17 protein-coding genes, 2 tRNA genes and 1 pseudogene (1 of these 20 cut by a window edge) are annotated in these 23283 nt (G+C 39.3%); 10 read left to right on the top strand and 10 right to left on the bottom strand.

Annotated features, from left to right (window positions below; genetic code table 11):
• Positions 1–7: 7 nt before the first annotated feature.
• From ACED29_RS00485 to ACED29_RS00470, 4 genes are all read right to left on the bottom strand, one after another.
• Entirely contained in the window at positions 8–862 is an 855-nt protein-coding gene (locus ACED29_RS00485; RefSeq protein WP_371696660.1) for a crotonase/enoyl-CoA hydratase family protein, read from the bottom strand.
• A 10-nt stretch (positions 863–872) separates the two neighbouring features.
• The gene (locus tag ACED29_RS00480) at positions 873–1565 is read right to left on the bottom strand and encodes a crotonase/enoyl-CoA hydratase family protein (RefSeq protein WP_124014842.1); all 693 of its coding nucleotides are present in this window, start codon (positions 1563–1565) and stop codon (positions 873–875) included.
• A gap of 316 nt (positions 1566–1881) precedes the next feature.
• Positions 1882–2871, bottom strand: a complete 990-nt coding sequence (locus tag ACED29_RS00475) for an alpha/beta fold hydrolase (RefSeq protein ID WP_371696658.1) — start codon at positions 2869–2871, stop codon at positions 1882–1884.
• 60 nt (positions 2872–2931) lie between these two features.
• Positions 2932–3594 carry a nitroreductase gene (locus ACED29_RS00470; RefSeq protein WP_124014844.1) on the bottom strand — a complete coding sequence of 221 codons (663 nt, stop codon included), beginning with the start codon at positions 3592–3594 and terminating at the stop codon, positions 2932–2934.
• An 887-nt stretch (positions 3595–4481) separates the two neighbouring features.
• On the opposite strand from ACED29_RS00470, the gene ACED29_RS00465 reads away from it, so the two are divergent.
• A complete protein-coding gene (locus ACED29_RS00465; protein WP_371696656.1) occupies positions 4482–6278 on the top strand; it encodes an acyl-CoA dehydrogenase C-terminal domain-containing protein in 1797 nt (598 codons plus the stop codon).
• A 246-nt stretch (positions 6279–6524) separates the two neighbouring features.
• On the top strand, positions 6525–8261 hold the full coding sequence (locus ACED29_RS00460; protein WP_371696654.1) for a DUF885 domain-containing protein: 1737 nt from the start codon (positions 6525–6527) through the stop codon (positions 8259–8261).
• A gap of 223 nt (positions 8262–8484) precedes the next feature.
• On the opposite strand, the gene ACED29_RS00455 is transcribed toward ACED29_RS00460, so the two are convergent.
• Both ACED29_RS00455 and ACED29_RS00450 read right to left on the bottom strand, forming a co-directional pair.
• Entirely contained in the window at positions 8485–9093 is a 609-nt protein-coding gene (locus ACED29_RS00455) for a flavin reductase family protein (RefSeq protein WP_182697341.1), read from the bottom strand.
• 115 nt (positions 9094–9208) lie between these two features.
• On the bottom strand, positions 9209–9610 hold the full coding sequence (locus ACED29_RS00450) for a thiol-disulfide oxidoreductase DCC family protein (protein ID WP_182697342.1): 402 nt from the start codon (positions 9608–9610) through the stop codon (positions 9209–9211).
• A gap of 254 nt (positions 9611–9864) precedes the next feature.
• Between ACED29_RS00450 and ACED29_RS00445 the strand changes: the two genes are divergently transcribed.
• Positions 9865–10152, top strand: a complete 288-nt coding sequence (locus ACED29_RS00445) for a coiled coil domain-containing protein (protein ID WP_182697343.1) — start codon at positions 9865–9867, stop codon at positions 10150–10152.
• A 703-nt stretch (positions 10153–10855) separates the two neighbouring features.
• Entirely contained in the window at positions 10856–11326 is a 471-nt protein-coding gene (locus ACED29_RS00440) for a hypothetical protein (RefSeq protein WP_371696651.1), read from the top strand.
• Between the two features lie 126 nt (positions 11327–11452).
• On the opposite strand, the gene ACED29_RS00435 is transcribed toward ACED29_RS00440, so the two are convergent.
• Complete coding sequence (locus ACED29_RS00435) at positions 11453–11665, bottom strand: hypothetical protein (protein ID WP_371696650.1); 213 nt, start codon at positions 11663–11665, stop codon at positions 11453–11455.
• Between the two features lie 305 nt (positions 11666–11970).
• Between ACED29_RS00435 and nhaA the strand changes: the two genes are divergently transcribed.
• From nhaA to ACED29_RS00415, 4 genes and pseudogenes are all read left to right on the top strand, one after another.
• The gene (gene nhaA, locus ACED29_RS00430; RefSeq protein ID WP_371696648.1) at positions 11971–13371 is read left to right on the top strand and encodes a Na+/H+ antiporter NhaA; all 1401 of its coding nucleotides are present in this window, start codon (positions 11971–11973) and stop codon (positions 13369–13371) included.
• Between the two features lie 85 nt (positions 13372–13456).
• Entirely contained in the window at positions 13457–13585 is a 129-nt protein-coding gene (locus ACED29_RS00425; RefSeq protein ID WP_371696647.1) for a TetR/AcrR family transcriptional regulator, read from the top strand.
• A gap of 1010 nt (positions 13586–14595) precedes the next feature.
• Positions 14596–15753, top strand: coding sequence for an iron-containing alcohol dehydrogenase (locus ACED29_RS00420; protein WP_273058079.1), 1158 nt, complete (start codon positions 14596–14598; stop codon positions 15751–15753).
• A gap of 12 nt (positions 15754–15765) precedes the next feature.
• Positions 15766–16798: pseudogene (locus ACED29_RS00415) on the top strand (NADP-dependent oxidoreductase).
• Between the two features lie 203 nt (positions 16799–17001).
• On the opposite strand, the gene ACED29_RS00410 reads toward ACED29_RS00415, so the two are convergent.
• On the bottom strand, positions 17002–17922 hold the full coding sequence (locus ACED29_RS00410; protein WP_371696645.1) for a helix-turn-helix domain-containing protein: 921 nt from the start codon (positions 17920–17922) through the stop codon (positions 17002–17004).
• A gap of 754 nt (positions 17923–18676) precedes the next feature.
• Here ACED29_RS00410 and ACED29_RS00405 point away from each other — a divergent pair.
• Both ACED29_RS00405 and ACED29_RS00400 read left to right on the top strand, forming a co-directional pair.
• Complete coding sequence (locus ACED29_RS00405) at positions 18677–21043, top strand: EAL domain-containing protein (RefSeq protein WP_371696644.1); 2367 nt, start codon at positions 18677–18679, stop codon at positions 21041–21043.
• 51 nt (positions 21044–21094) lie between these two features.
• Positions 21095–22642 (top strand): methyl-accepting chemotaxis protein, encoded by a 1548-nt coding sequence (locus ACED29_RS00400; protein WP_371696642.1) that lies wholly within the window; start codon positions 21095–21097, stop codon positions 22640–22642.
• 471 nt (positions 22643–23113) lie between these two features.
• Here the strand turns inward: ACED29_RS00400 and ACED29_RS00395 are convergent.
• Positions 23114–23190, bottom strand: a tRNA-Val gene (locus ACED29_RS00395).
• A 38-nt stretch (positions 23191–23228) separates the two neighbouring features.
• A tRNA-Val gene (locus tag ACED29_RS00390) sits at positions 23229–23283 on the bottom strand; it runs 122 nt beyond the window's last position.

Below are 23283 nucleotides of genomic sequence, written 5' to 3'. Positions count from 1 at the left end.
CCAATATTTAGAATATTTTCATCGGATCAATGGGCGTTAGCTCGGCAAACTCTGGCGCACGATTTTGCGCTTTAGCTGTGAATATTTCCATCATATCGTTTTGTGGTTGGAACATCCCGCTTTGCCACACCGACATATATTGTAAGCTGTCTTGAACACTATGATCGCGGGCATAATTAATCATCTCTTTACAACCTGTTACCGCTAAAGGCGAGCGGGCGGCGATCTCGGCTGCTATGGCTAATACTGCGGTGATCATCGTTTGTTGGTCGTCATACACTTGATTGACCAAACCGGCATGTTTAGCTTCTTCTGCTGGCATTCTGCGACCCGTATAAGCAAGCTCTTTAACTAGACCGATTGAAATCAACTTAGGCAAACGCTGTAACGTACCAACATCAGCAGTCATGCCGAGTTTGGTTTCTTCAATACTGAAAAACGCATCTTGTGTGCAGTAGCGGCAATCGGCGGCGGTAACCATATCAACCGCGCCGCCAATACAGCCGCCTTGAATCGCCACTAATACTGGCATCCGAGCTGTTTCTAACACACTAAAACAGTCTTGTAGCTTTAGCACTAATCGACGTAGTTGGTCGTGTTTTCGGCCTAACTCGATATTGTCGTTTGGGCCATTGGCACTGAATACGGCCAAATCCATACCAGCACTAAAGTGTTTACCTGTTGATGAAATAACAATCGCCCGAGCTGCTGATTTATTATTAATATCATCAATAACCCTTGGGAACTCATGCCAAAAATCGACGTTCATTGAATTCAACGAGTCAGGTCTGTTTAGGACGATATGGGCCACTTTATGGTTAATATTGACGGTTAGCGTGTTGTACTCTTGCTCAGAAGTCATGACTATTTCCTTATAGATTTAATGTGATTTGCTTATCCAGCTCAATTGCATCACTGAGTGACGCGAGTATTGTTTGGCGCTCTTTTAGTTTAGTACCATGATGAGCTTTCATATTGAGCGTCTGCATGTGTTTAGCAACGCTCATTGCTGTGCTCATGAGAACGTCTGCTTGCACCACTTGGTCAAGAAATCCTGCAAGCACAGCAGATTCAGGAGCAAAAAGCTCAGCATTGATCACTGCACGGCTGAGGTAGTTTTGTGGAATGCGATTTCGGGCAATTTCAATTCCAGCTTGGTGCATTGTCATGCCAATAGCGACTTCGTTTAAGCCAATTTTAAAGTCACCGGTACAACCAATTCGATAATCACAACTGAGTAATAAAAATGCCCCTTTGGCGATTGCATGACCAGTACACACGCCGATGATCGGAGTAGGGAACGCCAACATTCTGTATGCCAAGCCGGAGCCCGCAGTCACAAGGGCAATGGCAGAATCTGAACTTTGCTTCATTGTTTTTAAGTCATAGCCGCCTGAGAATATTCCTGCTTGGCCAGTTATCACCACCACAGCAGCTTGCTGTTCAGCATCGTCTAGGGCGGCATGAATCTGTGCTATCACCTCTGGTGAGATTGCATTTACCTTGCCATTGTTCAAACTGATGATATGGACATTGTCTTCAATTGTGACGTTAATTAATTGCATTTTTCACCTGAAATATGGTTGCTAATTGTTTATTAAACAATAATTTAGTTTAATGGGCTAGGCAAGGGGTAATCGGTATATTTGCCCCTAAGGCCTTTAATTGTTGTTTGTTTATACCTAGCCTTGCTATCAATATGTTATGCCCAACATAGCAACTAAAAACCTGCCAGTAAATAGCATGGCTATTGCCTAAGGCGTTGGCATAAATGATATTTTCTACTTTGCCCGCAGCATTAGTGTCTAGATTACGGCATGTGACTCATTCGTTATCCATATTGAATAATAACGATGGCTTAATACTCGCTATTTTGAGTCTTCAGTCATGTAAGTGACTCATAGGTAAACTTGGTTGATTGACGAATGCATGAATGGCGCGATTCACTTCAGCGGGTCTTTCATGTTGCAGCCAGTGACTGGTATTTGCAAAACGTTTAATTGTGCAATCTGCAACATAGCGCTCAATGTCATTGAGGGTTTCGTTAACGAACGCTAAATCTTGTTCCCCCCAAAGCACTAACGTTGGCTGATTAATTCGAATATTGGGGATCCTTATGTCAGCCGTCTTTTTGATTTGCCCTGTGTTAATTGACGTCTCATCAGCTAATGCTTTTTCAATGCCATCATCTGTGTCGTTGGGTGCTACGTTGGGTGCTAATTGTGGCATAGCTCGATAGTATTGCAGCATGCCATTAATGGCTCCGTATTGACCCCACACTTTTTTGTAACGTGCGAGCACCTGTTCAGTAAAAATTGCCTCTTGTGAGCTAACCATTATTTTTTTAGTTAAATAGCGATAATCATCCTCGATTAATAGTGTTTCAGCTGATGGACTAATCAACTGATGAATATAAGCACTCTTTTGTCGTTGAATAGGGTTATTGATCATCTCTCGGGTAAAGGTACTCGGATGAGCGGCATTAAGAATAATCAGTTTGCTTATTAAGTGAGGATAAAAAGCGGCTAATGGCCAGGCTATAGCGCCGCCCCAATCATGAGCAACCAAAATGACAGGCTCTGTAGGGCTTATGGCTGCAATAAACTGAGCGATAAACGCGATTAAATTGGGGACAGTATAAAAGTCCAAATCACTGGGTTTATCACTTAGATTATATCCGGGTAAGTCAGGCGCAATAACATGATAGTGAGTTGAAAAATAGTCTAACTGTTTTTGCCATGAGCCCCAATATTCAGGAAAACCATGTAAAAATACCATGGTCGATAAGGGTTTTGTTTCTGACATGTGGCCAGTTTCAACATAATGTATATTGACCTTATCCACTGCAATATACTGATGCATTAGCTTCATATTCAATCTCGGCACAAATTAAAGCCTATTGAGGCCTAGTTAAACGGTACAGGTGATGCATTATTGGAAGAAGGTGACTGAATTCTCAAGCAACTCACGGTCTGTTCTGGTGTTATTTACCGCAGCGCTATCATCGGCATAACCAAAAGACATGCCAAACAAAATTCCGCGTTCATCTGGCAGGTTAAGTATTTCTCTAACAGGATCAGGAAATTGTCCTAGCGCACCTTGCATGCAATTTGATACGCCATGTTCTGCCATCACAAGCGATAACGTTTGTGCATAAATACCTAAGTCGACAGCACCCATAATGTCTAAGTATTTATCCATGGTAAAAAACACCGCATGTGGTGCATCAAAAAATTGCCAATTACGTAACATGGCCATTTGACGGGCTTTTTTGTCTTCGCGTGCGACCCCAATTGCGCTGTATAACGCATTAGCTGAACCAAATTGACGCTCACGATGAATGCCTTGATATTGCGGTAACCAATTGAAATCAGGGTTTGGTGATGCGCCGCTCATCAAAGTTTCTATCAATCGTTGTTTCAGTTTATCTTTAGTTGCCCCAGATACCACACAAGCTTGCCATGGTTGTACATTACAATTGGACGGGGAGAGTTGCGCACTGGCGAAAATTTTCTGTAATGTGTCATCTGCCACTGGTTGGTCAACAAAGGCTCTTACTGAAGTTCGTTGTTGTAATATCGATTCTATAGACATGTTTGATACTCTTATTAGTTGGATTTTGAATTGTTTTAAAATGTATATTTTAATCCAGGCACAAGCTTGTTGATTCATTGAGGGAAAATGGTATTGCACCACGATTAAGCATTGTTATTGATAATCTCAACGTTCATTTGCGTAGAACAGTATGATTCAATAACCACAGGGAAGAACATTAAGATTGATCCCAGTCTTGCCACTCTTTGCTCAAATAAAACCCTGCGACTATGCTAATTTAGCTCCAAACGATGCTAGATGCTGTATTAAAATTAAACCAATCGATTATTTTAATGATGAACTATTCGCATAATGAATAGTGCACTGTTATAGGCTAATAAAGCTGCTATATATGTGCAAGTCGCGCCATAAAGGGCACAGTAGACAAGTAAACTATCGGGCAATTGATCAAGATTAATGCGCAATATTGTGCCATTGGCTTGTTAAGCTAGAGGCACTATTAGCAAGGTGAATGTGTACCTATAATTAATATGCATTTGGATAATACACCTTGTTACTTTAGCATCAGTAATATGACGGGTTATTTATATGGAAAATCATCTAAATAATCACTTAATCGCAGAGGTTGTTGTTTTTTTAGATAAATTTTGCAGACGTTACCGGCAATGATAGTTAAGGCGGAGCTTGTTAGATGCCTTCATCTATCTAGATAAGCGACTCTTCACACCGGTATCTGGGAGTGGCTAATCGATAGGGTTTATTTTTATATAAATCAGGTTTTCATAAGGTATTACTTATTTAGATACTTTCTGTCTAACATTTGTTCTACATGCTGAAATAAACCATTAGCCGTCTGTGTTAAATAAAATTTAGCCACAAAAGATCAACAGCCCCTAACACTTATAGATAATAGTTGGAGAGCAACAATGCCTGAATACAAAGCCCCCATTCGTGATGTTAAGTTTGTGATGCAAGAATTGCTCGGCTGTGAAGGCCACTATGAGCATTTAGGCTATCAAGATGCGACTATTGATATGGTTGATGCCATTATCAATGAAGCTGCAAAACTAACAGAAGAGGTTGTTGCGCCATTAAATCAAATTGGCGATCAGCAGGGTTGTACATGGAAAGATGGCGCGGTAACCACTCCTGATGGCTTTAAAGAGGCGTATGCCCAGTATGTAGAAGGCGGTTGGCCAACATTATCTCAGTCTGAAGAATTTGGTGGTCAAGGTTTACCACATTCGCTAAATATTAGTATCGCTGAGCTATTTTCCAGTGCGAATCATAGTTTTGCCATGTACCCAGGACTCAGTCATGGTGCATTAGCCACCATTGAAGCCCACGGCACTGAATCACAAAAGCAACAGTTTATGCCCAAACTTGTTGAAGGTAAGTGGACAGGCACCATGTGCTTAACTGAGCCGCACTGTGGCACAGATTTAGGAATGTTGCGCACCAAGGCTGAGCGTCAAGATGACGGCAGCTATTCGTTAACGGGCACTAAAATCTTTATTTCGGCGGGTGAACACGATCTGTCAGACAACATAGTGCATATTGTTATTGCTCGTATTCCTGGCGCCCCAGAAGGCAATAAAGGCATATCTTTATTCATTGTGCCTAAATTTAATGTCAATATTGACGGCACCATTTCAGATAGAAATGGGGTGAATTGTGGCTCAATAGAGCACAAAATGGGTATTAATGGTAACGCGACTTGTGTGATTAACTTTGATGGCGCTACAGGCCATTTAATTGGCGAACCTAATCGCGGCCTTAAATGCATGTTTACCTTCATGAATGCAGCCCGTATCGGTGTGGCGAGTGAAGGTGTTGCCGCAGCAGAGGCTTCTTTCCAAGGTGCGCTAGCTTACGCCAAAGATCGATTACAGATGCGTTCTATTAGCGGGGTTAAAAACCCTAATGGCCCTGCGGATCCGATTATTGTTCATCCAGATGTACGTAGAATGTTGTTAACTCAAAAGTCTATTGCCGAAGGTGGCCGTGCATTAATTTCATATTTGGCTCAGTTAGTGGATATCGGCCATGCTGAAAAAGATGAGGCAATTAAAGCGGATGCTGAGACAAAATTGGCATTATTAACCCCAATTGCAAAAGCCTTTCTCACTGAACTTGGTTTTGAATGTACCAGCCTTGGCGTTCAGGTGTTCGGTGGCCATGGCTTTATCAAAGAGTGGGGCATGGAACAGTTAATGCGTGATACCAAAATCAGTTGTATATATGAAGGCACAACCGGTATTCAAGCCTTAGATTTACTGGCACGTAAAATTATTGGCAGCCAAGGCGAAGTGTTAAAACCTTTTTCTCAAGATGTGACCGCATTCTGTCAACAGAACATGGACAACCCTGCGATGGCAGAGTTTATTAAACCCATTATGATTTACGCAAAAGAGTGGCATGAACTTACTGTATTGATCGGTGCTAAAGCGACGAAAAATCCTGATGAAATTGGTGGTGCTTCAGTTGATTACCTCATGTATGCCGGCTATGTAACCTTAGCGTTTTTCTGGGCAAAAATGGCAAAAGTCGCTCAAGATAAACTGGCTACAGATACAAGTGAAACAGCGTTCTATGAAGCTAAAATAAAAACCGCTCAGTTTTATATGCAACGTATGTTACCAAGAGCAAAAGGCCATGCAGCATGTATTCAAAATGGCGTTGACTCAATGATGGCACTGAGCAGCGATGATTTTGCTTTTTAAGTAAACTGTATACGCCGATAACGTTCTGCTTAAACACCGCAACCTTATAGGTTGCGGTGTTTTTATTTGTAACCAGACAATAATACCGAAGATGTTGATACCATAAATACAACGTAATATATTGATAATTAACACTTATAATCTAATACTGCTTAAGGTGATAACTTAACTGATGGCATGTCGCGTCGTGGTTTAATTCGGCTATAATGGTTAACTTCAGAATAAAAATAACAAGGGATTAAACAGATGTCAGGTAAAATATTTACTTCAGTGATTCCACTGCTCGCTTTATTTCCATTGACGTCATCAGCCAGCTCTTGGGTTGATGTCAGTAATCAATACACAAACAAACAAATACAGATAACCAGTCAATTTCAGCCAGAAATGGCCAGTTCAATAGGGATTACTGAAGCTGATAGTCTGTGTAGTAATATCACTAAGGCACAGCAAGATAAATATATAGAGACGCTTGAAACCAGTAAGAAAACCTTGCTACAAGCGGTGAAAACTGAAAAATCATTGCCAGTTCGTCAAGACCTTAACATTATTATCGACAATATTGATCAGACCATTGCCGCGGGTAATTTAGACGATAAATACATGCTGCCTTGGGTTGATGTCCCCCTGATTATATTCAGAGGTGTGTCGGCATTATTAGATGATCAAATGTCAGATACACGCAAACAAGCGGTTAATACCCGTCTTGCGTGTTATGTCGGCAAAACAGGGCAAGCAGCCTTAACGGAGCAAGCCAAAACCTTATTTGAAGCGGCGTTAGCCAACAAAAAGTTAATTGGGCCGACAAAAGAAGAAGTTAACCAAGCCCTAGCGAGAACTGACACTTTATTACAAGGTTTACAGCAGTTATTTGAACAAAATGAATTCATAAAAGCCGATGAGAATATGTTGCTATTAAAGCAGCAAATTGAAGATTATCGCCAATGGGCTGAAAAAACGGTTATCCCAAACACACGTGATGACTTTAGATTACCCGAAGAAATTTATGCCTTAAAGCTTAAAACCGTTGGCATCGATATCGACCCTGAGTTGTTAATTGAACGCGCTAAAGCAAGTTACATGATAACCAAAGCGAATATGCAGGCATTAGCGCCCTTGGTTGCACAAAAATTTGATATGCCATCAAGTGATTATCGCGATGTGATTAAAGCACTTAAAAAAGAATCATTAACCAAGGATAAAATTGAAAATTATTATCGTGAAACCAATAAAAAACTTGAGGCCTTGATCAGTAAACATCATGTGGTTGATTTACCTAAACGCGATATGATCATGCGACTTGCAAGTGATGCCGAAGCGGCAGGTAGTCCTGCGCCTCATATGTTGCCGCCACCGTTCATTGGCAATACTGGTGAGCAAGGCCAATTTGTTCTGACAACCGGTAACCCTGCATTAACGGGTGATGCTGCCTACGATGACTTTAATTTTAATGCGGTTGCTTATACATTAAGTGCCCATGAAGGCAGACCTGGGCATGAATTACAATTTGCGGTCATGTTGGAGCAGGGCGTTTCACTGGCACGTGTATATTATGCTTTTAACAGCGTTAACGTAGAAGGATGGGCATTGTATGCCGAAGCGGAAATGTTGCCGTATCTGCCTATTGAAGCACAGCTTATTGCCCTGCAACATAGGTTATTGCGTAATGCTCGCGCTATGTTAGACCCTATGTTGAACTTAGGTCTGACAACAAAAGAAAACGCATATTCATTGTTACGCAACGATGTGGTGTTTTCAGAAGCGGCTGTAAAACAAGAAGTTGATCGATACACTATGAGAATGCCTGGCCAGGCTGGCAGTTATTTTTATGGCTTATCACGATTATTGGAGATCCGCGCCGGAGTTGAAATAGCCCTAGGCGACAAGTTCGATCGTTTAGCGTTTAATAATTTTGTGTTGAGCCAAGGCTTGATCCCACCTAAATTAATGGCGGAAGCGGTTAACCAACAATTTTTAGCTCAGTAAAAATGTACCGGTTTATTTAATGGATCCCATTTAAATCGTTACCGATTTGAATCGTTACCGATTTGAATGGGATTTTTTATGCCATGCAATGATTGAATAATGTAAGCAGCATGTTAGCCAATATGCTGTTTACATTGCTTTTAATCTACGATTTACGGTTTGATTAGCATATTGTTTATTGCTGACTAAAGGCTATTTTACCTTGGCGGAATACATAGCTGAATCACTTTTTAGCATAGGGTAAACGCATAAGTTTATTGCTAGTGTGGTAACTATCTAATCCTGTAATCGCCACTGTGTCTATTGCTTGCAAGTCTAAAAAGCCATCACTTTGAAGTGCTGCTTCATCAACATACACATCGATAATTTCACCAATCACCAGCTCAGTACCATTAACGGCTAAATGTTGATGCTCAATAAATTTTACCGAATATTTTAAACGACTTTCTTTTACAAATGGCGCGGTAAAATTATTTAAGTATTCAGGTGTTAGTCCCGTTACCGCAAACTCCGACTCGTCTTTATCATAACGGGCTGATGTTTGATGAGCCTGCTTATAAATTGATTGATTAACTTGGTTAATTGTATAGCAACCCGTTTGTAAAATATTTTCAAATGTATGACGAGGTACTGTATGTGGGCGCACTATCATCCCCACCAGCGGCGGATTTGCGCCTAGGTGTATCACCGAGCTGACAATAGATAAGTTAGTCAAGCCTTGTGAGTCTTGAGTGCCAATTAAATTAGCGCTTTTAAAACCAGAGAGTGAATTAATCAAATGGGTACGGGTGTGTTTATCAAGCGCGTCTATGCGCTCTTGGGTAAAATGCATTTGAAGTCCTTAACAGTAAAATAGTGTAACCCTATTAATCTTAATGGGCTGATTAACTTTTTAGATATCAATTTTTCTGAGTGTGCGCTGTTGGCAACATGCAACACGTTTGTGTTTATCGTTTGTCAGATTTTAGTTTCCTATGACACTGGCCGTTAGAACAGCTTGAATTGGGCATTAAAAATTTGCTAATAGAATGCCTATACTTTGCAAAAAAGCGATATCCAAGGTCGGCAAATAAGCGAATGATGGGTAAGCGGATAAGTTTTAACCAGCGATGTTTTCCAACAATCTCCCACGCCTGACAAGTCACATCAAGGCCGTAAATCATCTCACCCGATAGTGTTTGTGCTTGTAAATACGTCATTGCCTGATTGACATCAATACTTGGGTATCGAAGACTAAAATCAAGCGCATTAAGATCTTCAAGGATGATTTTTTGATGAATATCAGCATGTTTTAGTTGCTGCATTTCTATGCTGCATAGTGGGCAATTGCCATCGTAGAAAATGATCATATTACTGCTTTGAGATAATTCGAAAGAGCTAGTTTTTACGTTCAAGGATGACAAATAGATCCATTAAATAATGTTTGATCGCCCTGTGGCATCATACAAGGGCAAATGAGGCATAAATGAGCATTATGTTGCCATGCATGTTAACGTATATTTTCAGGATAAAAATCCAATATTCTGAAGCCAAGTATTTAAATTAAGCAAAAACTTCAGTCGTTAAAGCTGTTTTAACCACGTCATTAAAAAGGACAATCATTATGAGTAAGAAACAAGCATACGAAAAAAAATTGCAGGCGCAACTCGATGAGTGGAGTGCGCAAATTGATAGACTGAAAGCAAAAGCCGATGGTAAAGCTGCTGATGAGCAGTTGGAATACTATCAAAGAATAGAGGAACTTGAGTCGATGAAACAATCTGCCAATAAAAAACTTAATGAGCTTAAACAAGCCAGTGATGATGCTTGGGAAGACGTAAAAATCGGCATTGATAGCGCCTGGGATTCGCTCAGTGCAGCATTTAAGTCAGCGAGTTCAAGGTTTAAGTAATCATGTTGCACTAAAGATATTTATATCATATCTATCCTCTATTAAGGTGACCAATGATTAATACGTTACAGATTGTGAAATGGGCTATTAATCTTGGTCGCCAAAACAGCTATAAATCACGCCAGTCATTAATGACAGCTTCTCCATTGGACGACCTAAATAGCTTAGTTACAATTAACAATTAGCAGTGGAAGCTTACTATTACCAGCCAATAAAATAGTGCAAGTGGCTTCCTTGGTGCGGTCGAATTAGGCTAACTTGCGATAAACAACAATTGCCCTTACGACCATTTTAATTGGCAGAAAACAGAGTCTTAAACAACATAATGCAGATCCTAATCCTTGATAAGTGACTGCATTTTATTACTGTAACCCCTTCATAAACTCGAGTGTGTTACCCTTGAACGATTAACAGGGTAGGCAAGCAATACTAAGTTACCTCTCAAGCTCCATTGGGTCTATCCATGTTTTCTGGTTATTTACAGTCAACTTAGTGTTCACTTGAGTTCATATGATGTTTTGCCATCTGTTCTCAATCTATAGTGACCTTATCTAGATCAAGCTTGTGCCGATAAGTGAGTGCTATTCAATAATAGGTAAATGTCATCAGCATGGTATTTGATGAAGAACATAACCTCATTTATGCGTGCACATTAATAGCGCAATGAGCCACCTTGGTCGATAAATAATTACAGGTCAAAAATATGAAAAAACTGTTCAATAAGATTTTTGCTGGAGTTCATCTGTTCGCAGCTGTCACTCTTATCATCTTATCTTTGATAATTATGCTGTGGTCTATTTACGAGGTCATTTCTGGCATAGAGTATGACTCTGGATTTATTCCATTAATGCTTCAATCTGTCGCCGCTATTATCATAGCTGCAGCGATTATCGATGTTGCACAGTACATGATGGAAGAAGAAGTGTTTAAGGATAAAGAGCTGCGAGATCCCAAAGAGGCAAGAAGAACAATTACAAAAATTATTGTCATTATTACCATCGCCGTCAGTATTGAAGGACTGGTGTTTATATTCAAAGCAGGAACGAAAGACCTTAGCCTTTTACTCTATCCGGCGTTACTTATCATAGTATCAGCGATTTTGATTGTTTCGCTTGGCGTGTACCAAAAATTAAGCGCGACTATCGAGAAAAGAGAAGAGGAAAGTGAATTGTAAGCCTGTGAAAAATGATATTTAGCGATGGCTTAGATAAGTGTTGCGCCGCCATATGCGGCGATTCTCTTTAGTGAAAATGGTTATCTAAATAGAGCGAGTACTAACAGGCTATATTTCACCTTGTAGCTATATTTCAGGGATATCTTTCAGTAATGTTAAGATAGTTTGATTATTGTTTATATTTGCTAAATCAATTAGATAGCTTTTCTCAAGCTCTTGCATCGGTTCATTTGCTAATAAATCTTTTACCAAATGCTCTTCATCATTTGCGATAGCTGTTTTTAAGGCTGCAAAAGTAGCGATACTGTGCTTATGTTGATCAGTATTATGCGATCCCATTAGTTGCACTCCATTAAATGTTTGATATTGATGTCTAGCTGTTCACTCACACTAACAATATTAACGTGCATGTTGCAATCAAAGTGATGGTAAATATACCGAATCGTTGTCGAGGGCATCTAAGCCTGTTAAACAGGTTACGACTTGTCCTTAACTGTGGCTTGAGCGCTGATTTGCAAAGCATAGTGTTAATTCGGATCGAGTTTTAACGCTAATAGCGGCATACAAAGCCGTGTTGATAAAAAGATGGTATCGTATTATTACCAGTTTACTCTTTTGATTTTAAAGGGATCTGGCCACATTATGTGGTTGAAAAGCACACAGTAACGTTGCGGAGACAAGTTATGAGTTACGAAATAAAGGAAGAAAATCGTGATCATGCTCCATTAGAGCGTGGTTTTCTTAAGTTCTCATTGCCTGTTGAGTCATTTATCAATAGTCAGATCGTAGCTGGAATCGTATTACTTGTTTCAGCAATAGCAGCCATTCTTATGGTTAATTTAGGATTGCAACACAGTTATGAAGCCTTAAGTACACTTGAGCTAACTATTTCTCTTGGCGATTGGGCTATAAGTCATTCATTACATTACTGGATCAATGACGGTTTAATGGTGTTGTTCTTTTTCATTTTAGGGCTAGAAATTAAATATGAATGCTTGGTCGGAGCGCTAAGCGATTTAAAAGATGCTGGATTAGTTATTGTTATGGCACTGGGGGGCATGGTGCTTCCGGCACTAATTTACTCTAGTATTATTTGGATTAGTGAGTCGTCCAACGCTTATCAAGGCTGGGGTGTGCCTATGGCCACAGACACGGCTTTTGCGATAGGTATTCTCACACTGTTAGGCGCTAAAGCCCCTCGAGCGGCTTACATTATTCTTACTGGTTTAGCCATTGTAGATGACATGGGAGCAGTAGCTGTTATAGGTTTATTTTATACCGACCAAATTATTATTCAGTCACTTCTATGGGCGGGGCTCACGCTATTAGTCCTGTTTTTTATAAACCTTCTTGGTATCAGGAAACCTGTCTTTTATTTAGTGGGCGGTTTTTTTCTTTGGTGGTTTATTCTTCAATCAGGCGTACATGCAACCACCGCAGGTCTGTTAGCCGCAATGATGGTGCCGACACGTCCTTATACCAACAAAATCTGGTTTCGCCGTAAAATGCAAAATGTCATCCATGATTTTAAGGACGTAGACAGTGAAGATACTCCTATCCTTGAAAATGAACAACAACACGCACTGGCTGTAAAGGCAGAAGATATTGCCAAGCAAACGACAGCGCCAATATTACGCTGGGGATATACACTAGATAAACCTGTCAGTTTGATTATTCTACCTTTGTTCGCTTTTTTAAATGCAGGCGTAATGTTACCTACGGTCATTCCTGAATTTAACGATACTGTGGTCACACTGGCGATAATACTCGCATTGGTTTTAGGAAAGGGGATTGGTATTAGCTTTTTTGCCTGGTTGGGATTAAAAGTAGGTGCGGTAAGATTGCCTGATGGTGTGACATTTTCTCATATCATTGGTATCGGTTTTTTGGCGGGTGTAGGCTTTACAATGTCATTATTTATATCAGTATTAGCATTTGAGGGACAACCCGCTTTAATTGAACAAGCAAAACTGGGTATCCTTTTCGGTTCATTAATTGCCGGTATAATAGGAGCTGCTATATTGTTTTCGGTCTCTAAAGATTAGGTTAAATAGTTGGCCCAATTAGCGTATCGAGACGAATAGATAATAGTCAATTTCAATAATGTCAACGTATTGATAGGTACTGGAAATGGGCCGCAAAAGTGATGGCAAAGAACGCTTGCTACAAGCAATATTAGATTTAATGTGGCAGAGCAGCTATGGCACTCTCACTATTGATGCTATATGTGAGCGAGTCGGCGTGAAGAAGGGCTGTTAATACTATTTTTTCAAATCTAAATCACAATATGCTACTGAGGCAATCCGCGACGGATCGGAGGAAAAAAAGCCGAAAATCAACACCTTTGTTCGGTAACTAGACCACCTTTAGAATGACTTAAAGCCTACTTTTACGATATACAATAAACACAGGTCGAGGCTATCGAGAAACATGGCCGCGTGTTGGGCTGCCCACATTTCTGTATGGATGATGAAATAAGCAGTATTGAAACTGTTGATTTTCACGCGCGTTAGGATTTATTCAAAAACAAAGATGCTTATTTATCTATTTATCTATTTATCTATTTATCTATTTAAGAGTTATTATTAAGTTAATCTTATGTGGCTAATAACATACGCTGATTATTGTTAGTACCTATAATCACTTTCATACTTAAACAAAACTTAATCCCAATCGACAGTATTGTTAACTGAATGTACTCAATTACATCCTTTTAGTCTGAACTGTTTACAATTATTAAGATTTATTGGCCTAATTGGAAAGGCTAACATTGGTATGTTAGTGTAACTAAACAGTAAAATATAATTTGGTTTATTTAAGACACAGCACTAACAGTGATTTTTATAACCTTGCTTTAATATGGTTAGTGTCATACTGAAAATATATTTAAATATTATCTATAAATATAAATGTCTTAAATCATAGGTAATGACGAGTTTTATATTTAAATATCGCATTGACATATCTAAGTGGTTACTTTAGGTAATTTACTCATTCAATTATAGTTGACCATTTAGTAAAGAATAACAATGTAGATATCAAGCAAGTGAATATGATCAACGCATTTTATTCCATCTAGGCTATTACCATTATTGGCAAAATAGCGCTATTTACGATGTTGTTGCTAAGTCTTTTTGTAATGGCTGGGAGCGCAAACCCTTCCAGTATATTTGTCATCAGGTTTACCGATATTCGAATACTAGACACAGAAAATCGACGTATGTCAGCATAAGCGTACGCCTTCACATATAATCAGAAGGAATCCTAATATGAAAAACTTTGACTTTCATAACCCCACAAAAATCCTCTTTGGCAAAGGCCGCATCGCAGACCTGAACGATCATGTTCCAGCAGATGCAAAAGTATTGATTATCTATGGCGGCGGTAGCGCAGAACGGACCGGCGTGTTAACACAAGTACGAACAGCACTAGCTGATCGCACATTAGTCGAGTTCGGCGGTATAGAGCCAAATCCTCGTTATGCCACTACCCTTAATGCCGTTAAAGCAATCGCTGATAACGACATCACCTTTTTGCTTGCCGTGGGTGGCGGATCTGTTATTGATGCGACTAAATTCATTGCCATGGCGGCGCTTTATGCCGGTGACCCTTGGGAAATCCTTACTGCTGGCAGTACAAAAGTGACCGAGGCTATGCCGTTCGGTACTGTGCTAACACTGCCTGCAACAGGATCAGAGATGAATAATGGTGGAGTGATCACTAACCCAGAGAAGGTCGCCAAGCTTCCTTTTAGAAGTCCACATTGCTACCCAATTTTTTCTGTTCTCGATCCTGAGCTTACCTATACGCTGCCTGCTCGTCAGATTGCCAATGGTGCAGTAGATGCCTTTGTTCATATCGTCGAGCAGTATCTGACTTACCCCAGCGGCGCACACGTACAGGATGGTTTTGCCGAGTCTCTACTGCGCACCATTATTGAGCTTGGCCCTAAAGCGCTAGAGACACCAGAAGATTATGACATCCGCGCAAGTTTGATGTTGACGGCCACGCTGGCCTTGAATGGATTAATCGGTGCCGGAGTGCCACAAGATTGGGCTTCTCACATGATCGGACATGAGATTACCGCGCTCAATGATACCGACCACGCCCGTACACTTGCAGTTATATTGCCGTCATTATTGAATGATCAGCGCGGCCACAAGCACGAAAAACTACTGCAATATGCTCGTAATGTTTGGGGGATCAACGAAGGTTCTGATGCCGTACGAATTGACGCTGCGATAGATGCTACGCGTGCATTCTTTGAGCAACTAGGCATTAAGACTCACTTAAGCGACTACGATATTGCCGCCCCAGAAATTGAACTTATCGTTAGTGCCTTGCAGGAACATGGCATGACGGCCCTTGGCGAACATAAAGACATCACCCCAACTGATGTGCGCCGGATTCTCGAAGCGTCACTTTAAAGGAGATAGAACATGACACAGACAAACACAACGAATCGACAATGGGTTCTTAGCCAACGTCCTTCAGGCGAGCCTACGGAAGACACGTTAACTTTGATTGACAGCCATCCCTGTTGCTGGCGACCAACAAATGCTACTGCGGACTGAGTTCCTTTCGCTTGATCCCTATATGCGGGGGCGGATGAGCGATGCACCATCTTATGCCGACCCAGTCGAAATAGGCGAGGTGATGATAGGCGGCACAGTGTCTCAAGTTGTTGATTCCAATATCGATGGCTTTGCTCCAGGCGACTTTGTGCTTAGTTACAATGGTTGGCAGGACTATGCAGTGTCTGATGGCGTTGGGCTTACTAACCTCGGTAAGTCTTCGTCGCATCTTTCATGGGCGCTCGGTATTTTAGGCATGCCTGGGTTTACTGCTTGGGCTGGCCTGAAGCAGATTGGTGCACCAAAAGCAGGCGAAACCATTGTTGTGGCAGCTGCGACCGGTCCTGTCGGCGCTACTGTTGGTCAAATTGGCAAGCTACTTGGCTGCCATGTGGTTGGAATTGCGGGCGGTGCGGAAAAATGTGCTTATGCAGTAGACGAGTTGGGCTTTGACGCCTGCATCGACCATAAGGCTGCTGACTTTGCCGTCCAACTTGCTAAGGTGAGCTCAAAGGGCATTGATGTCTATTTTGAAAGTGTCGGTGGTAAGGTCCTTGATGCTGTTATTCCGCTATTGAATCCGAACGCACGAATCCCACTTTGCGGGCTGGTATCGCAATACAATGCTACCAATTTGCCAGAGGGGCCAGACAGGATGAACTGGCTGATGGGGCAGATCCTGCGCAAGAAAATAAAACTGCAGGGTTTCATTATTTTTGATGATTTTGGCCATCTGTATCCTGATTTCGCGACAGAGATGACTGCTTGGGTTAAAAGCGGCAAGATTAAATGTCGAGAAGAGATTATCACAGGGTTAGAAAATGCCCCAAATGCATTCATAGGTCTACTTAATGGTGAAAGCTTTGGTAAGCGTACGATCCACGTTGGTCAAAAGTAAAAGGTCAGTACATTACCATCTTAATCATACTGACTTTGCTCTCGGGTGATAGCTTTTCACAATAGCAGCTGATCATAAAGTAAAGAACATACTCATCTCTAGTTAAGTGGCACATAATTAGTGTGCCACTGCATACAGGGCCTAACTTATATCATTATTGGCAAAGTCTGCACTGCCATAAAATGAGCCTATGGCAGTTGATATTATTTATTCCGTGTATCCGAAGGGTACTCGCCAAAATACATAAAATAGTCATTGGAAAATCGTCCTGCATTAACTACCCCAAAATCGATAGCGATTCTACTAATACTTTTTTCTGGACTGAATTTTATTTCATGCTTAATAAGGTTTAGTCTTCTTTTTATAAGATAAGCCTTGGGTGAACATCCAAGGATTGACTTAAAAGAATATTCTAAAGTTCTTATACTACAAAAGCAGATATTAGATAATTCTACGATAGTTAAATTGGATTTAGGTTCTTTATGGATAGCAGCTAACGCCCGTTTAACAACAACGACTCTATGTTTTGAACTACAAATTACCTTTTTATCACCAGATTCACCCAAAATTTCTAATATGTTTACTAAAATCGTATCCTGAGCGTCTAGTGCGGCCAGATAATTCCATTGGCTTACTTGGTCAATAACACTTAACGTATAATTAATAAGCTGTTTTATTTTTAAATTCTCAATATTTGAAAATGTAGTTTTATTTCTCAGGTTTTTTAATGATGGTAAGGTATCAGTAAGGTTTTGGTATTTATAGTAATCTTGCAATACTGCCAAAGGGATTAAAAAATCCATTGTTTCAACAAGTTTAGGATGAAGAACCAATAGATCTTCGTCGGGTAAAACGGCTAAAATAGAGTCGCTACCGAAAACCTTGCCATCTATTATTTGTGATTCCCTTTCTATGGGGAAAGAGAGATAAATTTTATCCTGTGCTAAAGCTCCATGATATAAGATGCTGGTATTAATACGCCAATGGTTGATTTCAATCAGCGGGAGCTTAACATTTCTATTTGTGCTAAAAAAACGTCCACTACCAACCTGCGTTGCTTCTACGTCCAGTCCATTTAAATTATCAATATAGACATCAATACTATTACACTCAACGTACTTCATTTTGGATACAACGCACTAGAAACTAATATTTTCTAATTGAATGAATATAATATGCCAATAATCTACAGCAAATAAAGTTACTGTGGCATACAAATTACGCAATTATAACAGTTTGAGCTACACAAACCCTACAAACCATAATGTTAGTAATCATACAAAAATCGCAATATGAATTTTATCCCTTAAAAATAATAGTTTGGATGTTTTTTTGAGTGTATTGTTATAGTTAAGTTACTAACATAACTACTCTAAAAAAATGCAATGCCAATGATAAGGGGTTGTGTGTTTCCTTTATAAGTTTAGTCACTAAATTAGTTCATCAAGCCATTGAAAATTGGGTCTTTCCGCGTTTTCAAAAAGGAGCAGAATGGATATGAATCAGTTGTTACAACGTTATGGTGATCTACGGTATGAACCGGCAGGCAATGATGAAATGATCAGTTATATGGTTGTTTACATATGCAAATATCATGTGCGAAGTGACGACGTATCTTTAAGTTAAGAGTAAGACTTTTCGCCAGGCCTAGCCGCTTAAAATAAGTTCTACAGCAATAAAGGCAGCTAGTAATAAAGAATATTATCTCATAGCTAAATAATTGCGCGGCAAAGTTATACTGGTGAATGATATTTTTTAACAGTTGTAGGTGGCTGTAAATAATATAAAACAGCAGCAAAGATTGAGCTTATTTTTAAAGTCTTCGATCAGTTTTTCAATGTACTGATTGTAAACATTAAATTTAATGAGGTTATTTCAATGGCTTATAAAATTAAAAGTGAAAAAAGCTCTGAATGTGTCTTAGCAAAAAAAAGAAATATGAAATATATAGTCGTTTTTTTGATCTTAGCACTTGCTTGTACGTTTTCTATATTTTTATTGTACACAAAGAGTGTAATCACCTTAAATAAGTCATTCAATAATTATAGTCGCGTCGCACAAGCAGTTAGTGACATAAGGAAACATACGCTTTTAAGTCAACTGTCACTAGTTGATTTAATATACATTCCTAACAAGCACGGACTGGAAAATATAGCTAGTCAAAATGACCATTATGATAATCAAGTTAATCGAGCATTTGATCTACTGGGTAAAGAATTTGTTGGAGATAAAAGTAGGGTCGATACGGTTAAACGGGTTTACTTAGATTGGCTCTCTGTCAGAGAACAAATTATTGCTAGAATTAGACTTAATGAAGAAAAGAGTTTATTACTTAACCAGCTACAACAAAATACGCAAAACATAAAAAAAATTAATAAGCAGTTAGAATTTCTGACAAATACGGCTGAAAGTAAAGCTAACAATATTACACAAACGTCTTATAACGGTTCATTAGAATATTTACGTATTGAATTACTCATTTTAGTCTTACTGGCATCATGTTTGTTAATAGTTTTTTATACATTTCAGAGGTATATAACAAATGAAAAACAAGCAGTATCGAGCCAACTTGCATGGTCAAACAAGCTTTTAGAATCATCTCCTGATGCAATGATAATTTCCGATAGAGACGGAGTTATCTCTCAAGTGAATAAGAGTGCAGAAGACCTTTTTGGTTACTCAAAAAGTGAATTTGTAAAATTAAACATTGCGACACTCATGCCGAAAAGGTTTGTTAATCATCACGAGAAAATAGCACTTTTTTTCAACCATTCGAGCGCGAGAATGATGGGGCTCGGAAAGACATTATATGCACTAAATAAGCAGGAAAAAGAATTTCCAGTTGAGATAAGTTTGAATCTAGCAGAGCTGAATAATCGCAAAGTGGCTATTACCGTTATTCGGGATATATCAGAGAAGAAACAAAATGAAGCGAAGTTAATACATCAAGCTAATTATGATTTACTGACCAACTTACCAAATAGGAAACTAATAAACGATAGACTGGACCAAGCTATTAGTCGGGCAAATCTAAGTAATAATAAATTTGGTGTGTTGTTTATCGACTTAGATCATTTCAAAAAGGCCAATGACCTCCACGGTCATGAATTCGGCGATAAGTTACTTATTTGTATTGCAAATGTACTTAGAGACTTATTACGAGTCGAAGATACAATTGGTCGACTTGGTGGCGATGAGTACCTGGTTATTATACCTGACATTATTCATAGTGAGTCACTGACCAATATAGTTGAAAAAATATTACTCGCAATTGAATGCATTGAGCCTATCGACGGAAAAAGTGTACAAATTGGCGCGAGTATTGGCATAAGCATTTATCCAGACTGTGGGCGTAATTGTGATCAATTAATTCGCAATGCCGATCTCGCTATGTATGATGCGAAAAAAAGTTTGGGTAAAAGCTCTTATTCGTATTTTGAGGATGCGATGTTTATTCAGACAGCTGAATACTACGCATTAGAAATAGCTTTGCAGCAAGCTTATGAAAATAATGAATTTTACCTTGTTTATCAACCAAAATTCGAAATCAAATCTCAAAATATAATTGGTTTTGAAGCATTGCTGCGATGGAACAATTTTCGCTTCAGTCATTTAGTTCCAGAAGATTACATTCCTATTCTCGAGAAAAAAAACCTTATAAATAAGGTCGGCGATTTTGTGTTAAAAACTTCCCTTGAAGCAATCAAGCACTGGCAGGATTTAACAGGAAAAGAGCTTCATGTTGCAGTAAACATATCTCCTTACCAGATGAAAGATCCGACATTCTCACGTTCCATTGAAAAACTTTTAGAAACGTATCAATTAGATGGACGTTGTTTAGAGATAGAGCTTACTGAGCAAACACTCATTGAGCCCTCACTAATGTTAGATCAAGCATTAGCGAATTTAAGGAAAATAGGCGTTGGTATAGCGTTAGATGACTTTGGCACGTGTTATTCATCACTACAGTATTTAGCTAATTATCCTATTACATCCATAAAAGTCGACAAGTCTTTCGTTAGCGGGATCAATAATAACAACTTCAATGAAATCAAAGTGGTTTTGGTTAATACCATTGTATCGCTGGGGAGTTCTTTAAATCTAATGGTAACGGCTGAAGGAATTGAACTCGAGGAACAAATCAAACATCTCCTCAATATTAACTGTGATTATGGTCAAGGTTACTACTTTAGTAAGCCACTCACATCTGAAAATATTATTTCACTGCTTTTAAAAGACGCCTGAAAGCATTGCCACAGTAAACATTTCACACAAACTAACTAATGAGTAACTTACATGAGTAAAGAACAAACTTTTTCGCCTAGCGAAATTCTCCTTTCTACAACAGATTTGAACAGTTACATAAAGTACGCCAACAAAAGTTTTTGTGATATCTCTGGGTTTTCTTTAGATGAAATGATGGGTAAGCCACATAACATGGTCAGGCACCCCGATATGCCGAAGGCGGCATTCAAAGACATGTGGAGCTATATTCAAGCTGGAAATTCCTGGATGGGACCCGTTAAAAATAAATGTGAAAATGGTGATTACTACTGGGTAAATGCTTTTGTAACACCAATAAAGGACAAAACGGGTAAAACGTTTGAATATCAATCTGTGCGTACTTATTTAGACAGTGATGTAAAACGTAGAGCAGATTCTGTATACGGAAAAATTGCAGCGGGTAAACCCTTTAAGCAAATTAGCTTCAGTAAAGACTCAACATTATGGGTGCAAATTATATTCATCATTCTTATGGCGCTATCCTTAAGTTCCTTATTTTTTGCAAACAGTTCATTGTGGTTTACTTTACCAAATTTAGCTGTATCACTCTGTGGAATAATTATTTTTTCCTCATGGAGGACTAAATATTCTCGCGTGGTTAAAACGGCAAAAGCTGTGTTTGATAATCCTCTAATGAGCTTCATATATTCAGGTAATAACGATGCAACCGGCATCATAGAATTAGCTTTAAAAATGCGTAAAGCAGAATTGAGTGCGGTAGTTGGTCGAGTATCTGACGATTCAGAAAAAGTGACAGCCTTGGCGCAGGACTCCTCTTATTGCGGCGAAGACGTTAAAAACATCTTAAATAGACAAACGAGTGAAACCAATCAAGTTGCGACAGCGGTTAATCAAATGTCTTTAACAATACAAGAAGTCGCTCGTATTGTAAGTAGAGCTGCGCAATCTTCCCAGCAAGGTTTAAATAGCAGTAATAAAGGGCAAGAAATTGTTACTCAAACGGTTGCCGCTATTGAGGAGTTATCAAAGCAACTTAGTAATGTAGACCATTCAATAGATCGTTTAGTTAAAGGTACTAAATCAATTGAAGCTGTTCTTAGTGAAATTAGCAGTATTGCAGATCAGACTAATTTACTAGCACTAAATGCGGCTATTGAAGCGGCAAGAGCGGGAGAACAAGGAAGAGGATTTGCGGTTGTAGCCGATGAAGTTAGGGCCCTAGCAATGCGTTCTCAACAATCAACCAATGAGATTGGTCAACTTTTAGGTGAGTTAAGGGGGGAGTCAGTTCTAGCCATTAAAGCAATGAATTCAAGTAATGAACAATCGGAAAAATGTGTTGCTTTAGCTAATGCAACTGGTGATTCCTTCGAAAATATAACCAATGTAGTTTCGGCAATAGCTGGTTTAAATACACAAATTTCAACAGCAATAGAAGAGCAATCGGTCGTATCTGAACAAATAAGTCGAAGCGTTGTCGCCATTAGTGATATGGCAAAGCATAGTGAGCAACAAAGCATTAAATCTGTATCCATGAGTAAAGAGCTGCTTATCAGGTTAAGCGACCAATATAATCTTATTATCCAGTTTAAAGATTGAACGCTGGAGAATTTAATAGATGAGTTTACTTGTAGTCGCTCATGCTTGCTTAGACCGATTTTTGACTGTAGATAAATCATCTTAGTCAACAATCGGGGTTCTAAGTGTATAGACTGATGATTATCAACGTTATTGAATGTCCATTAGCATACAAGACAAATAATTTGACTGTTTTTTGGCTGAACAGGATTAACTAACGGCCTAAGAATCAAAGCTGGGGGAGATGAGGGTAGTATTAAAGGTTGTTTTCAAAACACCTTGTACAAACATATTTAGCTCGTTAGTGATTTGTGCCTTTTTTATATCTACATACTGCTAATTACCAATTTATAATGCAAGGAAACCCTATAAATCTGCACATCAAAAAATACAAATTGTCACAAGATTAATCAAATTGGTAAAGGGTAGGTTAATTCTAATAATATGACTGACTTGAAAAAGGCTTTTAAAACGAGGAGATAAAGCAAGAAATGGTACACCCGAGTGGACTCGAACCACCGACCCCTACCATGTCAAGGTAGTGCTCTAACCAGCTGAGCTACGGGTGTATTATATGATTTTCAATCTTTAGACTCTTTGAGAAGAGTGGTACACCCGAGTGGACTCGAACCACCGACCCCTACCATGTCAAGGTAGTGCTC

The organism is Shewanella sp. 5S214 (genome assembly GCF_041439795.1).
In the GTDB taxonomy this organism is placed as follows: domain Bacteria; phylum Pseudomonadota; class Gammaproteobacteria; order Enterobacterales; family Shewanellaceae; genus Shewanella; species Shewanella vesiculosa.
The sequence above is the reverse complement of the archived record's forward strand: the minus strand, read 5'-3'. Positions and strand labels throughout refer to the sequence as shown.